A 19,216-nucleotide genomic window follows, 5' to 3' on the forward strand; every position below is an offset into this window, starting at 1 on the left:
AATTGTAGTTACACATTCATAAGAAGTTGCAACAAATAGTTTGTTTAAGTAAAAAGAAGAATAGAAATATAGCATACAAGGAATAAGGGAATGTAGTATAAATCAACATACAAGCATTTTCTTTCTGTAACTATGTTTGTTTTTAATTATATAAAAAAAATATTAGATTATATATTTTGTCCTTGGTATACTTAAAAGGTAATTTGGGGTATTAAGATGAATTGATAGAGGTGTTTGTGTGGAATTATTTGAGTTTTATAAAAAAAAGGGGAAGTTTAAGTGTTTGATTGGAATTGGGCTCTTTCTTTATGGATTAATTGGTATATATAATACTCGAGGTAATATTAATTGGGGACCAGTAATTTTTATTATTATAGTTTCATTTGTTGTTTTTGGTATTGGATTTTGGCAACTAAGAAAAGGCGATTTATTAAAAGAAAATATAGTTGAAAATGATTTGAAGTTTTGGGATATCGATACTTATATTTTATTAGAATTACCTGAAAATAATAAACATTTGGGCTTATATACTCCTGATGGGATATATGTAGCAGGAACAAAGATGGTTTCTTCAACATTACCTGTTTTAAAAAATAAACAAGTTTTTGGATTGGAAGCAAGTGATGGAGAAATTCTAGCATATTTTCATAGTGAAGTTGAAAATTATGATTGGGCTATTTATGATTCAAATTATAATTGTGTAGGGATGTTTAAAGAAAATATGATACAAGGATTTGGAATGGTACGTGGTGCTTTAACGAATGAAAAAAAGATAAAAATTTCTGAAGTAGAAGTTGAATTTGATTTTTTCGAAACTTCTTTTCGTACAATGGATAACCGGATATTAATAAACTGTAAAAGAGGATATATGCCTTTGGAATGGAGCGAAAGATTCGGATTAAATGTACCTATTATTAAATTAGGTAATAATATTTCTAATGCTGAAAAGATATTTGGTTTAGGGGTTCTTATCTATATTTTAGAAACAATTAAAGTAAGAAAGAGTAGGATTTTTAATGATTAAAATTAAATGTTTATGTTATAAGATTTATTGAATGTGTTATTAGGGTAGGGGGATATCCATGGGGAATATACAAGTTAGACCGGAAGAATTGAGAAGAATTGCAAAGAATTTTAAATATGCTAGTAATATAGAATCAGATCGTCATTTGAAAATTCAAGGGGAATTATTAAATCTTCAAATGAGATGGATTGGTGCTTCAAGTTTAAGTTTTTATAATGATCTACCTAGAATGAATAAAGCACATGAATCTTTTCTTAATATTATAAAGCAAATAGAAGATGAATTACTTCGTATAGCAGAGAAATTTGAAAAAGCTGATATGGAATATTCGTCTAAAAACTCTAAAAATGATTCACTTTTGATGAATTCAAAGTCAGCGGTTGAAGCGGGAGTTGGAGTAGTTGTAAAAGGAATTGGTAATGTAATTAATGGTGAAAAGTATGAAAAGTCACTTGTAGATGAAAAGGGAAATGGTGGTCTATTTATTAAAGGTCTTACAGTTGAAGCCGAGCCGTTTGTAAGTTCTCGTACTTATGATAGATTTGATGTGAAAGATAAAAACAAGAGGGAACAAACTTTTGGACCTATGGTTGGTTTTACAGTAGCCCAAGCTGGAATAGAACAAGAGAATATTAGAGGATTTGGAGTAGGAGCTGAAGCTAAAGTAGCACTTGCTACTGCAGAGTTAGGTGCTCATGTAGAAAATGGGAATTTACATATAGGAGCTGAAGCTACTCTGGTAAAATATGAGAGTGCTATAAAAATCCCACTTCCATTTTCTGATAAAAAATTACAAATTGGAGGATCGGCGTCACTTGGGACAGTCGGGGGATCTTTAGAAGCTGGAAAAAGTGGAGTGAAATTCCATGTACCATTTGGTCCTGGTGTAGGTTTATGGGGATTTGGTGGAGAATTTGCTATTAAAGAATAAAGGGGAAAATTAGTATGAATAAGAAAGTGAAAATTTTAAAATATTTTATGGTTATATTAGCTTGCATTGCAATTTTTGGGACAGTTTTACCTAATGCATTAGATCCAAATGAATCATTAGCAGGGAAAATTTCAATTGCAACTTTCGGTACAATTGGAGCTTGTTTACTATTCTCTATTATGTATTTTATTGTAAAAAAAGCTATTTTAAGAGGTGGGAAATAAGATGGGACAAAATTTAGAGTTAGAATTACTTCCAATAGGTTCTGTTGTAATGTTTAAAGATTGGGAACATCCATTAATGGTTTATGGAAGAAGACAGATGGATTCTGAAACAAAAACAACATGGGATTATGTATGTTGTTATTTCCCTCATGGTAATATTTCTTCAGAGTACAATTTCTTTTTGAATCATGAAGATATCTCTAGTGTGTTACATCTTGGTTTTATTAATGAAACAGAATTAGAGTTTCAAAAATTATTTAAAAAAGAAATTGAAGAAAAACAGTGATTCTTTTTAGGTGTTGGTGTTTTTGAAATAGTTAAAGAATGGATCTTAATTCACATATACATAAAAAAGGGGAATTTCTATGAAATCATTACGTTTATTTATGATTCTCACTCTTGTTGTATTGTTAAGCGCGTGCAATACAGCAACACAAGTTACAAAGGTTCAAAAAAATGGCGAAACGACTTTAAAAATTGGTTCTCTGCAAGGGTATTACGATGTACAAACGCTTAAAGCTGAAAAAGGAAATGTGGAAATCCCTTATGAAGCAGCTGTTGAAGAAGGTACGATTTTATTACAAGTTACAAAAGATGATAAGGTTATTTATGAAGAAGAAATCACTTCTCAAAAAGAAGGTTTGCTTTCTTTTGAAGCTCCAAAATCCGGATCATATGATTTAATTGTACGGGTGAAGGGTGAAAAAGAGAAAGCGAAAGAAATTCAAATACATACTAAGCTATGAAAAAACGGCAAGTGGAATGCACCCGCTTGCCGTTTCCATTTTCAGTTGATTTTGTTACAACATATGTTTATTAATTTAAGAGGTGATCTTTCGAAATTCCTCATGAAGTTAAAATAAGAGATGAACAAAAAATATGTTACAACTTTGGCATGGTAGTAACGGAATTTATAACTCTCTTTTACATAATAAAAAGACTGGGTTTGATACATTTTTATTCGAAAGAGATGTAGATGGTAAAAAGCAAGTAGTAGTAGTATTTAGGGGGAGGGACATAAGGTGATGTTCTTTTTGGAGAAGATGCCTTAGACCTTACTACAGATATTGATTATATATGGGGGAAATAAGTTGAAAAGCATTGAAGTTCTAAATACATACATTGAAGGGATTTCTGTTGCAATCCCTACGTGGTTAAAGCATCTAATTGAGGCAGAGGAGATACATCAAAACTATGAGAATGTACAAGTACTTGGTGCATTAAAAACAGATGCAGTGTTGTACTATGTACACCGTACGCTGCAAGTGTTAGATGGACTGTCTTTAGATGAAGAAGCATATCGTATTATTGAAAAGGTACTAACGTATAGTGAGCTTGCAAAGGTAGGATCTTTAAAACAGCGGGAGCAATGGAAGAAAAAAGGGATTAATCTATTGGTACATAACGAGGGTTCTGCTGATATCTTTAGTGATATTCAGTTTATTGAACGTGTAGAGACAAACTTAAACTCTACTGAATATTTGTTTATTCAAGATTTAATTAGAACACATGGATTAATCGGGCAGTATATACGCGGGGAGGCTCGTTTGGACTCTCATGTTGATTTAGTTAACACATATAAAGAAGAATATGGAGACGTTAGGTTAAAGGAGATTCTATACTATCTTAACCAATGCATTATTGAGGGCGTATCAAAAGCTTTGTGGAGTGAAGTGAAGAACGATGTGAAGATTACAATTGATGGTCTGTTTGATGGTTATATGGAGCCATTTACTTCTCGTATACATAGACTCACGCCAAAACATAAGGAGTCAGCATTTGAAAAAGATATAATTATGGGGAGCGAGAAGAGTGACGTTCAAACATTCTTATCTGATAAGGATTTGTGGTATGTAGAACCGTCTATGCATGCTCTTAGCTTTGAGGATATTTGGACAGTTTTTGTTATGTTAAAGAATGAGATAGGCACTAGAAAAGTTCAGCATATACATTTCGAGAAATTGATGCAGCAGCTACATTATGATTTCAAAGGTGAAAAAAAGGACAACGTGTATCGTAAGCGAGTTATTGAGAAGTATTTACGGGAGTACCGTGAGAACGAGAAACCGAATACAACGCATGTTTCTTTTCAGGTTAAAGTCGATGAAGATATGAAGACTGCGTATGTGTCGTTTCGGTTTTCTGCTGTAGGTGAGGCGTTAATTACCTTCTGTGTAGAGGCAGAAAAGATAGATATGATGCATGCTCGGGCAAATGTGCTGCTGTTTGATTTCTTCGGGTTACGAAAGGATGCATATGATAGATTCCATAACGAAGAAGTGTATCTGGAGCATATGAATAGCTCGGCTGATGATAAACGAATTATTCTTGATTACATAAAGGGAGATACGATTGTAGATGTCGGAGCCGGTGGTGGTGTCATGCTAGACATGATTGAAGAAGAGACCGAGGATAAACGAATCTACGGTATCGATATTTCCGAAAACGTGATTGATACGTTGAAAAAGAAGAAGCAGAACGAGGGGCGTTCTTGGAACGTCATTAAAGGGGATGCAATCAATTTAAGCAGCTCATTTGAAAAAGAATCGGTTGATACGATTGTATATTCTTCTATCCTTCATGAGCTGTTCTCTTATATCGAGTATGAAGGTAGGAAATTTAATCATGAAGTAATTAAAAAGGGGCTGCAGACTGCTTATGAGGTATTAAAGCCAGGAGGCCGTATTATCATTCGTGATGGCATCATGACCGAAGATAAAAGGTTAATGCGGGTGATTCGTTTTAAAGATGCAGGCGGAATGAAGTTCTTAGAGCAGTATGTCCAAGAATTTAAGGGGCGTATAATCCAGTATGAGGTACTTGCAGACAATACAGTCAAAATGCCTGTTAATGATGCAATGGAGTTCTTATATACGTATACTTGGGGCGAGGATTCCTTTGTTCATGAAGTGCAGGAGCAGTTTGGAATTTTTACGCCAAACGACTATAAGGACTTCGTAAAGGGTATCTTTGGAGATAAAGTAAATATCGTTCAAGCTATGAACTATTTGCAGGATGGATATACAAACCATCTTAGCGAGAAAATCGAGTTTACAGATGAGTCTGGGAATGATATTACGCTACCAGATAGTACGTTCTTTATGGTTTTAGAAAAGAGGTAATGATGTTGGAAAACTTTAAAAATACTATTTTAAAACAACTTAATTTAAATTTGATGAGTTGAAGAAAGCAGAGATGTTAATATAAATACCCCTTTAGATAATTTAGTCTAAAGGGGTATTTATATTAAAAAAAGAGATTTTGTAATTGGTGAAGAGGAAGGTAGAAACATTAGATCAACAGTAGGGTAGGAAGAGAATGATTTGTGATACATCTCACACCATAAATACATATATAACTTTACAATTAGAATATCAATTGATGGGAGGGTTAATATTGATGAATCTTGATTTTAATAATAATCCATTTATTGTAATATGGGAGTTGACAAGAGCATGTCAATTAAAATGTCTGCATTGTCGTGCAGAAGCACAGTATCATCGTCATCCTCTAGAGTTAACATTTGAAGAAGGAAAAAAACTAATTGATGATATATATGAAATGGAAAATCCAATGCTTGTATTTACTGGTGGAGATCCATTAATGCGTCCAGATGTATATGATATTGCGGAATATGCTGTGAAAAAAGGTGTTCGAGTATCTATGACGCCAAGTGCCACCCCGAAAGTTACGAAAGAAGCGATTCAAAAAGCAAAAGAAGTAGGACTTGCTAGATGGGCATTTAGTTTAGATGGACCAACAGCTGAAATACACGATCATTTTAGAGGGACAGAAGGGTCATTTCAATTAACGATGAATGCGATTCGTTATTTGCATGAATTAAAAATTCCTATTCAAATTAATACCGTTGTTTCTAATTATAATGTGGATGTACTTGAAGAGATGGCAGTGTTAATAGAAGAATTAGAATGTGTACTCTGGAGTATATTTTTCTTAGTTCCAATAGGGCGAGGGAAGGAAAAAGATATGATTTCACCAGCTCAACATGAAAGGGTATTCCGTTGGCTATATCAACTTAGTAAAAAGGTTTCTTTTGATATTAAAACAACAGCTGGTCAGCACTATAGACGTGTTGTGATCCAAGAAAAAATGAAAGAACATAAAAAGGAAAAACAGGTCATTCAATATCAGGATGTATTGATGAATGGGATGACGGGGCGAGTTAATGGGCTTGGGCGTGCTCCAAAAGGGGTGAATGATGGAAACGGTTTTGTATTTATTTCTCATATTGGAGATGTATATCCAAGTGGGTTATTGCCGATTAAAACCGGGAATATTAGAACAAATTCGCTAGCTGAAATCTATCGGAACTCCCCTGTTTTTCAAAATCTTCGTAATCCTGACAAGTATAAGGGAAAGTGTGGTGTTTGTGAGTTTCGATATGTTTGTGGGGGATCTCGTTCTAGAGCATATGCAATGACGGGGGATTATATGGAAAGTGAGCCTTTCTGCGTATACGTACCAAAAGCATTGCGAAAACAGAAAAAGAACATAAAAAAGGGCTATGAGTAAAAGCTTACTCACAGCCCTTTTTTAATGTTTTATAAAGTATAGTACTTCGCATCCTTCATTAAAAATTCGCTACCTATAACTGTTGTACTGAAACAAGTTTTTTACACATGTATTCTATTAAAACGATTTTAATAAAGAATAAAAATTCGTATCATAGGGAATGTCATCTTGATACATATAATTTTTTAGAACGCCTTCTTTTTCAAAGCCTAATTTTAATAGTACTTTATTGGAAGCTTCATTTTCAAGAAATACAATTGCTCCGATCCGCTTTAAATGAATCGTATGATATAACCTCAGAAACAGCTTCAGTCGCATATCCTTGTCCCCAGTGTTCAGGCAAAAAGGCATAACTTATATTGGCTCGTTTATGCTCAGAAGACCAATCGTGAAAACCAATGGTACCGATGAGTTCTTTCTTATCTTTTAATTCGATTCCCCATTTTATACCGCTTCTTGCATTGTAACTCAGTTTAAAGTTATGAATAATTTGTTTCACTTGATCAATATCTTGTAACGGTTTTTGGCCATAATAGCGCAGTACGTCAGTATTAGAGAAGCATTGTAGTATACCTGGTGCATCTTCTTCGGTAAGTTCTCGTAAAATGAGTCGTTTAGTTTTCAATATAGGAAACATACTTTCACTCCATTTCTTTTGAAACTAGAATGTATTGTTATTATATAATCTAGTCTGAAAATAAAGATTATTCAAGAGGGGAGTATAGTTTTGATTTGTGATAAAATTGATTGTGGAATATATTTCAAAAAGAGGTTTGTATATGGAGAAAAATTCAATTTTAATTGTAGATGATGATCAAGATATTGTTAGATTTATGAACGTGAATTTAATACAAGAAGGTTTTAAAGTTTTTAGTGCTCATAACGGAGAAGAGGCTTTAGAAATTATAAATAATAACAGTATTCAACTTGCTATTTTGGATATTATGATGCCACAAATGGATGGGATAGAATTGTGTAGAAGAATTAGAGAGAAACATAGTTTGCCAATTATGTTTTTAAGTGCAAAATCATCGGACGTAGATAAAGTCGTCGGATTTAGTACGGGAGCAGATGATTATATTGTGAAGCCGTTCAGTACAATTGAATTAATTGCAAGAGTGAAGGCTCAATTAAGAAGGTATACATATTTCAATCAAAATGCTGTCCAAGTAATAGAAAAGAAAATAAATATTAGAGGTTTAGAAATAGATGAAGCGTCTAGAACAGTAATGTTATATGGAGAAACAATCAATCTTACGAAAACTGAATATGATATTTTGTATTTAATGGCAGCTGCAAAGAATCGTGTATTTACTATTGAAGAAATATATGAGAGCGTTTGGAAAGAAAGGGCTTATGAAAGCAATAATACAGTAATGGTTCATATCGCAAGATTAAGAAATAAAATTGAAGAGAATCCAAAAGAACCGAAGTTTATTCAAAATGTTTGGGGAGTCGGATATAAAATTGAAGATTAAATCATTACAAGGCATTAGAGCTAAGTTTTTTATCGCATTCATATGTAGCATCTTGTTAGCGACTGTAAGTATAATAGTGTTTCAAATTTTGGTTGGAAATATATATAGTCAGGTTAATGTTTTAGAGGAAAAATATTCATTTTTATATTTTATAGTTTTTTTGATTTTTACTACAACATACTTTGCATTCATGACAAAAACGCTGATGAAAAGGTTGTCTCAAATTAACAAGAACGTGAAAGAAATAAGTGAAGGTAATTTTGAAATACATATACCTATTTCGAAAAGCGATGAGATTGGTGAACTAGCGACAAATGTTAATAGAATGGCGAAAAGCTTAAAAGAGTCTATCGAGAATGAAAAAAAATCACAGGAAATGAAAAATGAAATGATTAGTAATATTTCTCATGATTTACGAACGCCAGTAACATCTTTAATCGGTTATGCGGACTTATTAGGAAATAAGCTGCATGCAAATGGAGAAGAATGTGAACAGTATGTAAGCATATTAAAGCGAAAAAGTTATGAATTAAAAAATCAAGTTGATGAATTATTAGAATACTGTCAAATAAATTATAGAGAGATTGAATTACATAAAAGTGTAGTAAATATGAAAGCGTTAATGGAACAAATTATGATTGATTTTGTACCACAACTAGATGATGCCGATATGAGCTTTTGTATGAAAGGTGATAAGGAGTTACATGTGGAAATGGATGTAGCACTTATGGTGAGGTTATTCGAAAATGTAATTAGTAATAGTATTATGTACGGGAAAGACGGAAAGGAGATTGTAATTCAAATTTCTAAAAGAGACATGAATGTTGAAATAGAAATTAAAAATTTTGGGCAATGTATTCCGGATGAGAACCTGCCTTATGTTTTTGAGAAGTTTTATCGTGGTGAAAAATCACGCAGCTCTCATACAGGTGGAAAAGGAATGGGACTTGCAATTGCGAAAAGTATAGCAGAACTTCATAAAGGAGATATCGCTGTACGTAGTAACGATAAAGAAACAGTTTTTACTATCGTTTTACCGCAGTATAAAGAAATGTAAGAAAGTCGTAAGTATTTCTTACGTATGTTGTAATTTTCAATTCGTATCATGTAGAACAAGGATATGAGAGTGGGGATATAACATGTGGAAGAAATATGTGTTGGTAATTTTAGTTGCTTTTTTACTTACAAGTTGGAGTGTAATTTATTTAGTTAATGGTATTATATCAGTCGTTTTTTGGTGGAGTATACAAGCCTTTAGCTTCGTATCAAGCTTTATTTTGATAGGGTCAGTATTACTATTTGTGTGGAAAGGCATTTTCAGAAAGCGAATAGATAGAACGCTACTCTTCATTGTGCTTTTTTCTATAATTGGAGCTTGGCCCTTAGGATGGTTCGCTAACATAGGCGGACTTGCTTACCCGGCAGATGTACATTCTACGAGCCCTAAAGTAGTCGTGCGCTTTCCTTTAAATGAACGAGCATTAATAGGTTGGGGTGGTGATCGTTTAGAAACGAACTATCACGTTATCAAACCAAATGAGCGCTGGGCATATGATATTCTCATTCCTCCTGCTGAAGTGAAAAGTAGTAAGTTGGATGATTATGGAATATATGGAGCGAAAGTAATGGCACCAGCTTCTGGAACAGTTGTATCAATTAATAATGATGAAAAAGATTTAGTTCCGGGATCGGATGATTTTCAGTCAATGGCGGGAAATCATATTTATTTACGACTAGATGAAACAGGGACATTTTTGGTTCTTGCGCATTTAAAGAAAGGGTCAATTAAAGTGAAGGAAGGACAACATGTAAATGAAGGAGAATTTCTTGCTCAGGTCGGTAACTCAGGAAGTTCAAGTGAGCCACATTTACATATTCATCATCAAAGGCAGGATCCATCCAAGGTAAGTATGTTTCTTTCGGAAGGATTACCACTTTACTTTCGAACTGAGAAGGGTGTGATAATGCCGGAAAAAGGAGAATATATAAAAAGACATTAGGGGGAAACGCTGATGTGGGAGAAATATTATATCGAAACTGATAGAGGCAAATTTGAGTATTTTCAAAAGGGAGAAGGAAAACCACTTTGTGTAACACATTTATACAGTGAGTTTAATAGTAATGGTAATTTATTTGCTTCTGCATTTACGAATCATTACACAGTGTATCTTATAAACTTAAGAGGATGCGGAAATTCTACACATGACACCACCAAATATAATTTGGGAATGGTAGATGCAGTACGTGATTTAGAAGCGATACGTGAGGCGTTGAATTTTAAAGATTGGACATATGCAGGTCATTCAACAGGTGGAATGCTAGCTTTACAATATGCGATAATGTGTCCAGAGAGGCTTGTAAAAATTATAGCTGGCGGATTATGTGCATCAGCTGAGTATATGAATCATAAAAATAGTATTTATTGTAGAGATAATGATCAAAATGCTCGTTTAAGAGAAATATTTGCAGTGCTCAGGGACGTAGCTTCTACAATTGATGAGAGGCGTGCCGTAAATAAAGAGTGGACAATGATGTCTTTATATAATGAAACAGCGTATGATGAAATGATTGCTAGACCGAACAGCGGTAAAACAGTATCAAAGCGTCTTGATTATTTTTCTTATAAGGAGTTACCTACATTTGATTTACGTTTACAATTAGAGAATGTAAATATACCAGCCCATATTTACGCTGGAATTTATGATGCACAGTGTCCGTATGAATTTGCAGTGGAAGTAGCGGAGCTTATGCCAAATGCGATAATGTCGACATTTGAATATAGTAATCATTTTCCATTTATTGAGGAGGAAGAAGAGTTTATAAAATTTGTTGAAAGCACGGTCTGTCATGTAAATGGATGATGAAAATCTATAATTTAAAAAGAAGAAGGCTGTCTTTAACAGAAATTTGAGACAGCCTTCTTCTTTCATTACCCTACAAATGTTTGATACAGTAAGAAAATATTTAAAATGATAACAAGTACAGCAATGATCCAAGCGATAAAGGTAGTTATGCGGTGGTTAACGAGTGCCCCCATAATTTTTTTACTACTTGTAAACATAATAAGTGGTACTAATGCAAAGGCAATACCGAATGATAAGACGACTTGACTCATGACTAGAGCGTAAGTTGGATTTACACCTAAAGCGATAATAACTAATGGTGGAATCATTGTAATAAATCGGCGTAAGTATAACGGAATATGCATTCGAATGAAACCTTGCATAATAATATCACCTGACATTGTACCGACAGAAGAGCTAGATAGTCCTGCTGATAAAAGACCAATTCCAAATAAAGCAGCTGATACAGGACCGACTAAGTTGCTAAACTGGTTAAAAGCGACATCAAGATCTTCAACATGCAAGCCGTTTTTAAAGAATAGTGCAGCAGCAACAATTAACATACTTGCATTAATTGCTCCAGCGATAATCATTGCGATAATGATATCAATAAACTCGAAGCGGAAAATCTTTTTCTTTTGTTCATCATTTGTTCCGACTACGCGGCGCTGTGTTAAGGCGGAATGTAAATAGATTGCGTGCGGCATAACTGTCGCACCTAAAATTCCGGCTGCAAGTAATATACTGTCTACGCCTTGAAATTTTGGGATGAAAAGTCCTGAAAGTAGGGGACTTAATTCCGGTTTTGCATAAAAGACTTGTACACCAAAAGCGATAACAACGATAAAAATCATTCCTGTTATAATCGCTTCTAATGGACGGAAGCCTCTACGTTGAAATTCAAGAATAATAAATGATCCAGCAGCTGTAATTAAAGCAGCTGGTAACATTGGAATTCCAAATAATAAATACAATCCGAGTGCTGCCCCGATAAATTCAGCTAAATCAGTCGCCATAATAACGAGTTCACCTTGTATCCATAAGCCGATGGAAACAGGTTTTGGGAAGTTTTCTCGAGCAATTTCAGGAAGGTTCCTACCTGTAGCGATTCCTAATTTAGCTGATAAAGTTTGGATTAATACAGCCATTAAATTAGAAGCAAGAATTACCCAGAGTAATAAATATCCATATTGTGATCCAGCGGCAATATTTGTCGCGAAATTGCCAGGGTCAATATAAGCGACTGAAGCAATGAAAGCAGGACCTAAGAATGGTAAAAGTCTTTTTAAGCCTTTCGTTTGTCCGCTTAATGCTAAATGCGCTGATTGAACAGTTGTACTTTGAGAAGGGACATGTTCATCTTTTGATATATCTTTATTCATAGTAGTTTTCCCCTTTGAAATGTTAACTTGATGAAATTATTGTAAGTATTCTTATTGTTTATTTCAATACATTTAAATGTATTAGATGATATTTTTATTTGAACATAAATGTTTCCTTAGTGCAAATTATATGTCTTTATACAATGAATGGTGTGGCATTATTAAAAATTGGGAGTTTATGGTGTGATGAGGCGGGGAAACATAATGAATTAAAGGGCTATTTTTGAAATTTATGTGAACATAAAGCCGATAATACAGCATATTAATTGATGGAATTGCATTTGTATGATATATAATATATTGGGATTACAACATAACCACAGTGTTTTGGTGTGTAATCTTGTTTTTTATTTTTGTTAACTGATAGAAAATAGTATAAAGAGAAGGAAATGGGATTCATTTTCTTATTATATATGTTTTGATATGAACGTTAACTTATACATGATTTTAAAAATTAGATAGGTGGTAGAAATACATTGGCAACTACAAAACCATACAGAGTATTACTATATTACATGTACACAACAATTGAAAACCCAGAAGAATTCGCGGCAGAGCATTTAGAATTTTGTAATTCACTTGAGTTAAAAGGAAGAATCCTTGTAGCTAAAGAAGGTATTAACGGAACTTGTTCTGGTACTGTAGAGCAAACAGAGAAATACATGGAAGCAATGAACAATGATCCACGTTTTGACGGTATCGTGTTTAAAATAGATGAAGCTGATGGTCATGCATTCAAGAAAATGCACGTGCGTCCTCGTCCAGAGTTAGTTACACTTCGTCTAGAAGATGACATTAACCCACACGAAATAACTGGGAAGTATTTAGAGCCAAAAGATTTTTATGAAGCAATGAAACAAGAAGATACAGTTATCATTGATGCGCGAAATGATTATGAATTTGATTTAGGTCACTTCAAAGGTGCGATCAAACCTGATATCGAATCATTCCGTGAATTACCAGATTGGATTCGTGAAAATAAAGAAATACTTGAAGGCAAAAAGATTTTAACTTATTGTACAGGTGGAATTCGTTGCGAGAAGTTTTCTGGTTGGTTAGTTCGTGAAGGCTATGAAGATGTAAGTCAGCTTCACGGCGGTATTGTAACGTACGGAAAAGACCCAGAAGTACAAGGTGAGCTTTGGGATGGACAATGTTATGTGTTCGATGAGCGTATCGCTGTACCAGTAAACCAAAAAGAACATGTTATCGTTGGTAAAGACCACTTTACAGGTGAACCTTGTGAGCGCTATGTAAACTGTGCAAATCCAGAATGTAACAAGAAAATTTTATGTTCTGAAGAAAACGAGGCGAAATATTTACGTGCATGTTCTCACGAATGCCGTGTAAGCCCACGTAACCGCTACGTAATACAACATGAATTAACGGAAGAACAAGTAGCTGCTGCATTAGAGAAAATCGAAGCAGAGAAGTAAGAGGGAAAAGGCTAATCTAAATTTTTGGATTAGCCTTTTTTATATTTGATTTTTTGGCGTTTTTTGTCGGTAAGTCGATATATTTAAATAATCGCTGATATATTTTGAGTTGCGCCGATATAATTTGAAAATCGCTGATATATTTCGAGTTGCGCCGATATAATTTGAAAATCGCTGATAAAAATTTCAATTGCTGTAGCGTACCACATACTTCAATGTAAAAATACTCTTCTTTACTTCTTATCATCTTTCTCTCTCACAGCAGAAAGTACAGTTTGTTTTACCCATGCTTTTCTTCGTTTATGTTGTAGACTCCATTGGTATAAACTTTGCGCACCTAAAATGAGTGAAATGACTATGCCGCTAATTGCTATTAAAAGCGCGAAAAATTCAAGTGGCGATGATATTTTGTTTGAATCGGTGTTTCTTAACAGATCAATCATAGTAAACCCTAACATTTGGCCTACTACAGAGTAGAGCGTTAAAATTAATAGTAAAAGGCTATCTTTTTTTGAAGCAACATTTTCTTGATATTTAAACAAACTATCAAGATTTTGTTTTGCATTCGAGTATAGTATCTCGATGTTAAAAAGCTTTCTTAAGCGGAAGAAAATATCTTCACTCTGTGATTGGGATACTAGCTCTAAAGAAAAGTAATTCGCCGTAAACGAATTGATTGAATAAATTAATTTCTCTATTTCATTTGTATCTTGTTCAATGTTTAATTCAGCATAAGCGTTTGCCATTTTCAATAAAACAATTTTATGAAATAGATTTAATAATAAAGCGTAATAAAACTCCCCATACATTTGACTCGCAAGTTTAGTAAATTCGCGTTCTCCTTCATTTGTTACACATGTGAATATATGTTCTTCCATTATGAAATAGCGATTCGGAGCCCATCTTTGGTAAGCGTGTTGTTTTAAATAATCATGAATATAAGGCAGATTATTTGCACTCACATATGCCTTGCCATCACTTGTTAACCCGGAAAGACTAGAAGTACGATAAACATCCACTTCATTCAGTTCCATATCTTCTTTTATAGATAATAAAGTTTGTACGTACATTCGCTGATCTTCAAAGAAAGGAAAGGTTTGAAAGTAAGAACTTCTTAATCTCTTCTTCTCAAAGAAATCTGTTACGCCATGAAATAAATAGCCAAAAATGAATCTTTCCACTTGGGAATACTTTTTTCCGTTACATTCAATACAAATAGTCCCATTTGTATCATTTTTAGTTTCAAGTACACGGAAGCGAGCAGCGAATTCGATTGCTTCGGATAAAGTCATGTTTGGAGCAGTGTTTACTTCTGTTCGAATTGTTAAGAAGCCAAGTTCATAAGGACAAAGTGTTACATCAATAGAGTGTATCTTGAATGGGATTGAAATAAGATTTGTTGTTAAATGTCCAGCTAAGTTAAGGTCCTTTGAATAACGTTGCAAGCCCTTTTGATGCTCTGAGTGAGGAAAGAGAATTTTATTGGTAAATGAAAGATAGTATGCTTCCATATTTTGATGTGAAACTTTAAACTCCCCATAATATGTATTTTCATCATCGAGATGATCGAGCCGAAAAGGACGAAAATCATTTTTTTGTAAGAAAGGGAACATCTGTTGTTCATATCCAGCTTTAAACGAAAACGGGAATATAAATTGAAATATAGCTGTTGCTACATCTTTTTCCTCAATTACTTGTATTGCCTCCATCTATATTGTTTCCTTTCCATATATGCTATAGAAACAACATGCCCAAATTCATTTGAAAATAACCACTGTTTTATACTTGAGTAAGAATGAAAATTCAGCTTATTTAGTAGGGGACATGTATAATGTTATGTATACTGAATGTTATAAAATTGTATTTTGAAAAGAGGGATGTTGTATGCGTATTTTAGTATTAGGAGCGGGAGGCGTTGGAGGATTTTTTGGGGGACGCTTAGTAGAAAAAGGAGAAGATGTTACTTTTCTTGTTCGTAGTAAACGGAAAAAACAATTGGAGGAAAGGGGACTTGTAATCCGAAGTGTTAACGGAGATTTTTCCTTTCAACCGAAATTAATAACGAAAGAAGATCAAACTGCTCCATTTGATGTGATTTTATTTTCAACAAAAGCGTATCACTTAAACGAGGCAATTCAAGATTTGAAGCCGTTTGTAGGTGAAAGTACTGTAATCATTCCGTTGCTAAATGGTATTGCTCATGTATCGCTATTACAAAAGGAATTCGGTGAGGAAAAAGTAATTGGTGGTTTATGCTTTATCGAGACGACGTTAAACGATCAAGGAGAAATTGTACAAACTAGCGCTGCAAATAGACTTATGTTTGGAGAAATGAAGTCTCAAGATTCAGAGAGAATAAAGCATATTGCTAAAGCATTTGCAGGTACGAAATCTAGTTTTATTTTAAGTGAAAACATTACGCAAGATATGTGGCATAAATATTTATTTATCACTGTAATGTCAGGTGTGACAACATTAATGCGTGCACCGATAGGACCGATTCGTGAAAGCGAAGGTGGACGCGATTTTATCCAAAATTTATTTGAAGAATGTATGGAAATTATGAGATGTGTAGGAGCACCAATTAAAGATAATATTGTCCAAGAACATATGAAAATAATTGATAAAATTTCGTATGATATGAAGTCATCGATGCAGCGTGATATGGAAAAAGGTTCGTCTATTGAAGCGAAGCACTTACAAGGATACTTACTAGATGTAGCGGAACAATTTTCTATAGAAGCACCATTATTAGGAGCAGTATATCAAAATTTGAAAGTGTATGAAGAAATGACCTTTAACAAATCAGCAATACAATTGGATGTATGAAAAAATAAAAAAGAAAGCAATATATAAGTGTATTGCTTTCTTTTTTTATGACAAATCATTTATTTCTTTTTGTTCTATCTGTCAAATTTATTTCCTGTTCACGTTTACCGTATAATTGATTAATTTCATTTGCTAATGCATCTAAATAGGAATCGGAAAAAATAGGCTTCTTTTCTTTAGACATATAGATCTCCTTTATTGATTTTTTAGTATTCATTATGTATATTTACCAGCGGATTATGCGCAATCATTTTAATTTTTTCTTTTTAAAAATTTTTGTTTACATTTTGAAAATAAAGGAGTATTATAATCCACAGTTTCAATTTTCTAAATCGCTGAAACCGCATGGTGCGGGGGACCCGTTCTTATGGATTAGTTCTTAATCCAATGGGGTGAATCCTTGAAAAAGGTAGGGCTACTCATAGGCCCGAATCCGACAGCTAACCTCGTAAGCGTTATATTGAGAAGGAAGGTGGAGCTTGTGCGACAAAAAAAATAATGTCTACAAGTCTATTTCGTTATGGCTTGTAGACATTTTTTGTTTTCTGAAGAAATCGTTTATCCGCTATAACTAGCAGAAAAGTTCGTACAAAATTATTGGAGAGTGGACAGCAGTGGTTTCATCTATTAAAAGATTTTTAATTGGAAGACCGTTAAAATCAACAGAGCTTGGAGAACAGAAGCTTAATAAAACGAAAGCTTTAGCTATTTTATCTTCTGACGCATTGTCATCAGTTGCTTACGGTCCAGAGCAAATTTTAATTGCTTTAGCAGGTGTTGGAGCGATCGCTTATTGGTATTCCATTCCGATCGCTGTTGGGGTATTAGTATTATTGACGGCCCTTATTTTATCTTATCGTCAAATTATTTTTGCTTATCCGCATGGCGGGGGCGCGTATGTTGTATCAAAAGAAAATTTAGGGATGAATCCAGGCTTAATTGCTGGAGGATCTTTATTAGTTGACTATATTTTAACTGTTGCAGTAAGTGTGTCTGCAGGTACAGATGCGCTCACATCTGCTTTTCCTAGTTTACATGCACATAATGTAATCATTGCGATTATATTTGTTATATTTATTACCATCTTAAATTTAAGAGGTGTAACGGAATCAGCTTCCGTTTTAGCATATCCTGTTTATTTATTCGTTTTGGCACTATTTATATTAATTGGTGTAGGGATATACAATATTTTAACGGGGCACGTTTCGCAGGCTTTACACACGCCGATTGGAACACCAGTTGCAGGGATTAGTTTATTTTTATTACTAAGAGCATTTGCATCAGGTAGTTCTGCTTTAACAGGTGTTGAAGCAATTTCAAATGCAATTCCGAACTTTAAAGATCCTGCGCCAAACAATGCAGCGAAAACATTGCTTGCAATGGGTGCATTACTTGCAGTTTTATTTTCAGGAATTGTGTTCTTAGCTTATTATTACGGAATTTCTCCAAGTAAAGAAGTAACAGTTGTTTCACAAATTGCTGAACAAACATTTGGACGTAATTTCATGTACTATTTCATACAAGGTACAACAGCTTTAATATTAATCCTTGCTGCTAACACAGGATATTCTGCGTTTCCGTTATTAGCAGTAAACCTTGCAAAAGATAAGTTTATACCAAGAATGTTTACGATTAGAGGAGACCGCCTAGGTTACTCAAATGGAATTATTATACTTGGAATCGCATCGATTATTTTAATTGTAGCTTTCCAAGGGCAAACAGAGCATTTAATTCCGTTATATGCAGTAGGTGTATTTATTCCATTTACCCTTTCTCAAAGTGGTATGGTATTAAAATGGCTTCGTGAAAAACCGGAAGGATGGGCTTTACGATTAACGGTCAATTTAATTGGTGCAGTCATTAGTTTTATCGTAATGAGTATGTTCTTTTTAACTAAATTTGCACAAGTTTGGTCAATCCTTATTTTCTTACCTGTAATTATCTTCTTATTCCACCGAATTAAGAAGCATTATGATGCAGTAGGAGACCAACTAAGTTTAAAAACTTGTGAACGGATTGTTCCGATTGAAGGAAATGTAATTGTCGTTCCAGTAGCTGGTATGACACATGTGGTAGAAAACTCATTGAACTATGCAAAGTCTCTTTCAGCAGATCAAGTTATTGCTGTATATGTCGCTTTTGACAGAGAAGAGGAAAAGAAATTTGAAGAGAAATGGAAGAAGTGGCAACCTGAAGTAAGGCTTGTTACTTTACATTCTCATTATAGAAGTATTATTCAACCGCTAACAAAGTTCATTGATACAGTACAGTATAAAGCGAGTGAATCAAATTACCGAGTTACGGTCGTTATACCACAATTCATTCCGAAAAAAGGTTGGCATAACATTCTTCATAATCAGTCTAGTTTACTCATTCGTGCGTATTTACTCTATAAAAGAAATGTTGTTATTACAACAGTACCATATCATTTGAAAAAATAAGAAGGTTTTTTAAGGATAGCTTTACGAAAGTGAAGCTATCCTTTTTGTGTATACGCTATGCATAATTGCATACGAATCCGAAAGATATATTGATA

At 33.9% G+C, this 19,216-nt stretch carries 17 protein-coding genes, 1 pseudogene and 1 riboswitch; of the genes and pseudogenes, 14 read left to right on the forward strand and 4 right to left on the reverse strand.

The annotated features are described in order from the left end of the window. Positions 1 to 238 precede the first annotated feature (238 nt). The 7 genes from PDQ40_RS02220 (at position 239) to PDQ40_RS02250 (ending at position 6,712) form a co-directional block, all read left to right on the forward strand. The gene (locus tag PDQ40_RS02220) at positions 239 to 1,024 is read left to right on the forward strand and encodes a hypothetical protein (RefSeq protein WP_000418478.1); all 786 of its coding nucleotides are present in this window, start codon (positions 239 to 241) and stop codon (positions 1,022 to 1,024) included. A 58-nt stretch (positions 1,025 to 1,082) separates the two neighbouring features. After that, positions 1,083 to 1,955 (forward strand): WXG100 family type VII secretion target, encoded by an 873-nt coding sequence (locus PDQ40_RS02225; RefSeq protein WP_000526898.1) that lies wholly within the window; start codon positions 1,083 to 1,085, stop codon positions 1,953 to 1,955. A 14-nt stretch (positions 1,956 to 1,969) separates the two neighbouring features. Then, entirely contained in the window at positions 1,970 to 2,179 is a 210-nt protein-coding gene (locus tag PDQ40_RS02230; RefSeq protein ID WP_001036914.1) for a hypothetical protein, read from the forward strand. A 1-nt stretch (position 2,180) separates the two neighbouring features. After that, complete coding sequence (locus tag PDQ40_RS02235) at positions 2,181 to 2,465, forward strand: DUF4176 domain-containing protein (RefSeq protein ID WP_000531359.1); 285 nt, start codon at positions 2,181 to 2,183, stop codon at positions 2,463 to 2,465. Positions 2,466 to 2,544: 79 nt separating this feature from the next. Next, complete coding sequence (locus PDQ40_RS02240) at positions 2,545 to 2,925, forward strand: BA_1872 family lipoprotein (protein ID WP_000838921.1); 381 nt, start codon at positions 2,545 to 2,547, stop codon at positions 2,923 to 2,925. A gap of 345 nt (positions 2,926 to 3,270) precedes the next feature. Next, complete coding sequence (locus PDQ40_RS02245) at positions 3,271 to 5,301, forward strand: class I SAM-dependent methyltransferase (RefSeq protein WP_214328754.1); 2,031 nt, start codon at positions 3,271 to 3,273, stop codon at positions 5,299 to 5,301. Between the two features lie 277 nt (positions 5,302 to 5,578). Further along, positions 5,579 to 6,712: a TIGR04053 family radical SAM/SPASM domain-containing protein gene (locus tag PDQ40_RS02250; protein ID WP_001046898.1), complete on the forward strand. Its 1,134-nt coding sequence runs from the start codon at positions 5,579 to 5,581 to the stop codon at positions 6,710 to 6,712. A 117-nt stretch (positions 6,713 to 6,829) separates the two neighbouring features. On the opposite strand, the pseudogene PDQ40_RS02255 reads toward PDQ40_RS02250, so the two are convergent. Continuing rightward, positions 6,830 to 7,349 (reverse strand): annotated as a pseudogene (locus tag PDQ40_RS02255) (GNAT family N-acetyltransferase). A 142-nt stretch (positions 7,350 to 7,491) separates the two neighbouring features. On the opposite strand from PDQ40_RS02255, the gene PDQ40_RS02260 reads away from it, so the two are divergent. The 4 genes from PDQ40_RS02260 (at position 7,492) to PDQ40_RS02275 (ending at position 11,051) form a co-directional block, all read left to right on the forward strand. Continuing rightward, positions 7,492 to 8,190 (forward strand): response regulator transcription factor, encoded by a 699-nt coding sequence (locus PDQ40_RS02260; RefSeq protein ID WP_193654489.1) that lies wholly within the window; start codon positions 7,492 to 7,494, stop codon positions 8,188 to 8,190. Then, positions 8,180 to 9,247, forward strand: a complete 1,068-nt coding sequence (locus PDQ40_RS02265; RefSeq protein WP_000695279.1) for a sensor histidine kinase — start codon at positions 8,180 to 8,182, stop codon at positions 9,245 to 9,247. The genes PDQ40_RS02260 and PDQ40_RS02265 overlap by 11 nt, the downstream gene beginning before the upstream one ends. 82 nt (positions 9,248 to 9,329) lie before the next feature. Beyond that, positions 9,330 to 10,190 carry a M23 family metallopeptidase gene (locus PDQ40_RS02270; protein ID WP_000265705.1) on the forward strand — a complete coding sequence of 287 codons (861 nt, stop codon included), beginning with the start codon at positions 9,330 to 9,332 and terminating at the stop codon, positions 10,188 to 10,190. A gap of 12 nt (positions 10,191 to 10,202) precedes the next feature. Next, the gene (locus tag PDQ40_RS02275; RefSeq protein ID WP_000263701.1) at positions 10,203 to 11,051 is read left to right on the forward strand and encodes an alpha/beta fold hydrolase; all 849 of its coding nucleotides are present in this window, start codon (positions 10,203 to 10,205) and stop codon (positions 11,049 to 11,051) included. A gap of 68 nt (positions 11,052 to 11,119) precedes the next feature. Here PDQ40_RS02275 and PDQ40_RS02280 read toward each other — a convergent pair whose 3' ends face one another. Then, on the reverse strand, positions 11,120 to 12,415 hold the full coding sequence (locus PDQ40_RS02280; RefSeq protein WP_001030647.1) for an Nramp family divalent metal transporter: 1,296 nt from the start codon (positions 12,413 to 12,415) through the stop codon (positions 11,120 to 11,122). 476 nt (positions 12,416 to 12,891) lie between these two features. Between PDQ40_RS02280 and trhO the strand changes: the two genes are divergently transcribed. Continuing rightward, positions 12,892 to 13,851, forward strand: a complete 960-nt coding sequence (gene trhO, locus PDQ40_RS02285) for an oxygen-dependent tRNA uridine(34) hydroxylase TrhO (RefSeq protein ID WP_000246227.1) — start codon at positions 12,892 to 12,894, stop codon at positions 13,849 to 13,851. 233 nt (positions 13,852 to 14,084) lie between these two features. Here trhO and PDQ40_RS02290 read toward each other — a convergent pair whose 3' ends face one another. Then, complete coding sequence (locus PDQ40_RS02290; RefSeq protein ID WP_000387466.1) at positions 14,085 to 15,560, reverse strand: hypothetical protein; 1,476 nt, start codon at positions 15,558 to 15,560, stop codon at positions 14,085 to 14,087. A gap of 175 nt (positions 15,561 to 15,735) precedes the next feature. On the opposite strand from PDQ40_RS02290, the gene panE reads away from it, so the two are divergent. Then, complete coding sequence (panE, locus tag PDQ40_RS02295; RefSeq protein WP_270691214.1) at positions 15,736 to 16,680, forward strand: 2-dehydropantoate 2-reductase; 945 nt, start codon at positions 15,736 to 15,738, stop codon at positions 16,678 to 16,680. Positions 16,681 to 16,735: 55 nt separating this feature from the next. On the opposite strand, the gene PDQ40_RS02300 is transcribed toward panE, so the two are convergent. After that, on the reverse strand, positions 16,736 to 16,864 hold the full coding sequence (locus PDQ40_RS02300) for a hypothetical protein (protein ID WP_000031869.1): 129 nt from the start codon (positions 16,862 to 16,864) through the stop codon (positions 16,736 to 16,738). Positions 16,865 to 17,003: 139 nt separating this feature from the next. Then, a riboswitch (cyclic di-AMP (ydaO/yuaA leader) is annotated at positions 17,004 to 17,150 on the forward strand. Positions 17,151 to 17,294: 144 nt separating this feature from the next. On the opposite strand from PDQ40_RS02300, the gene PDQ40_RS02305 reads away from it, so the two are divergent. After that, positions 17,295 to 19,121: an APC family permease gene (locus PDQ40_RS02305; RefSeq protein ID WP_000254902.1), complete on the forward strand. Its 1,827-nt coding sequence runs from the start codon at positions 17,295 to 17,297 to the stop codon at positions 19,119 to 19,121. Positions 19,122 to 19,216: the final 95 nt, after the last annotated feature.

The organism is Bacillus cereus group sp. Bc061, from assembly GCF_027715825.1.
Lineage (GTDB): Bacteria > Bacillota > Bacilli > Bacillales > Bacillaceae_G > Bacillus_A > Bacillus_A paranthracis.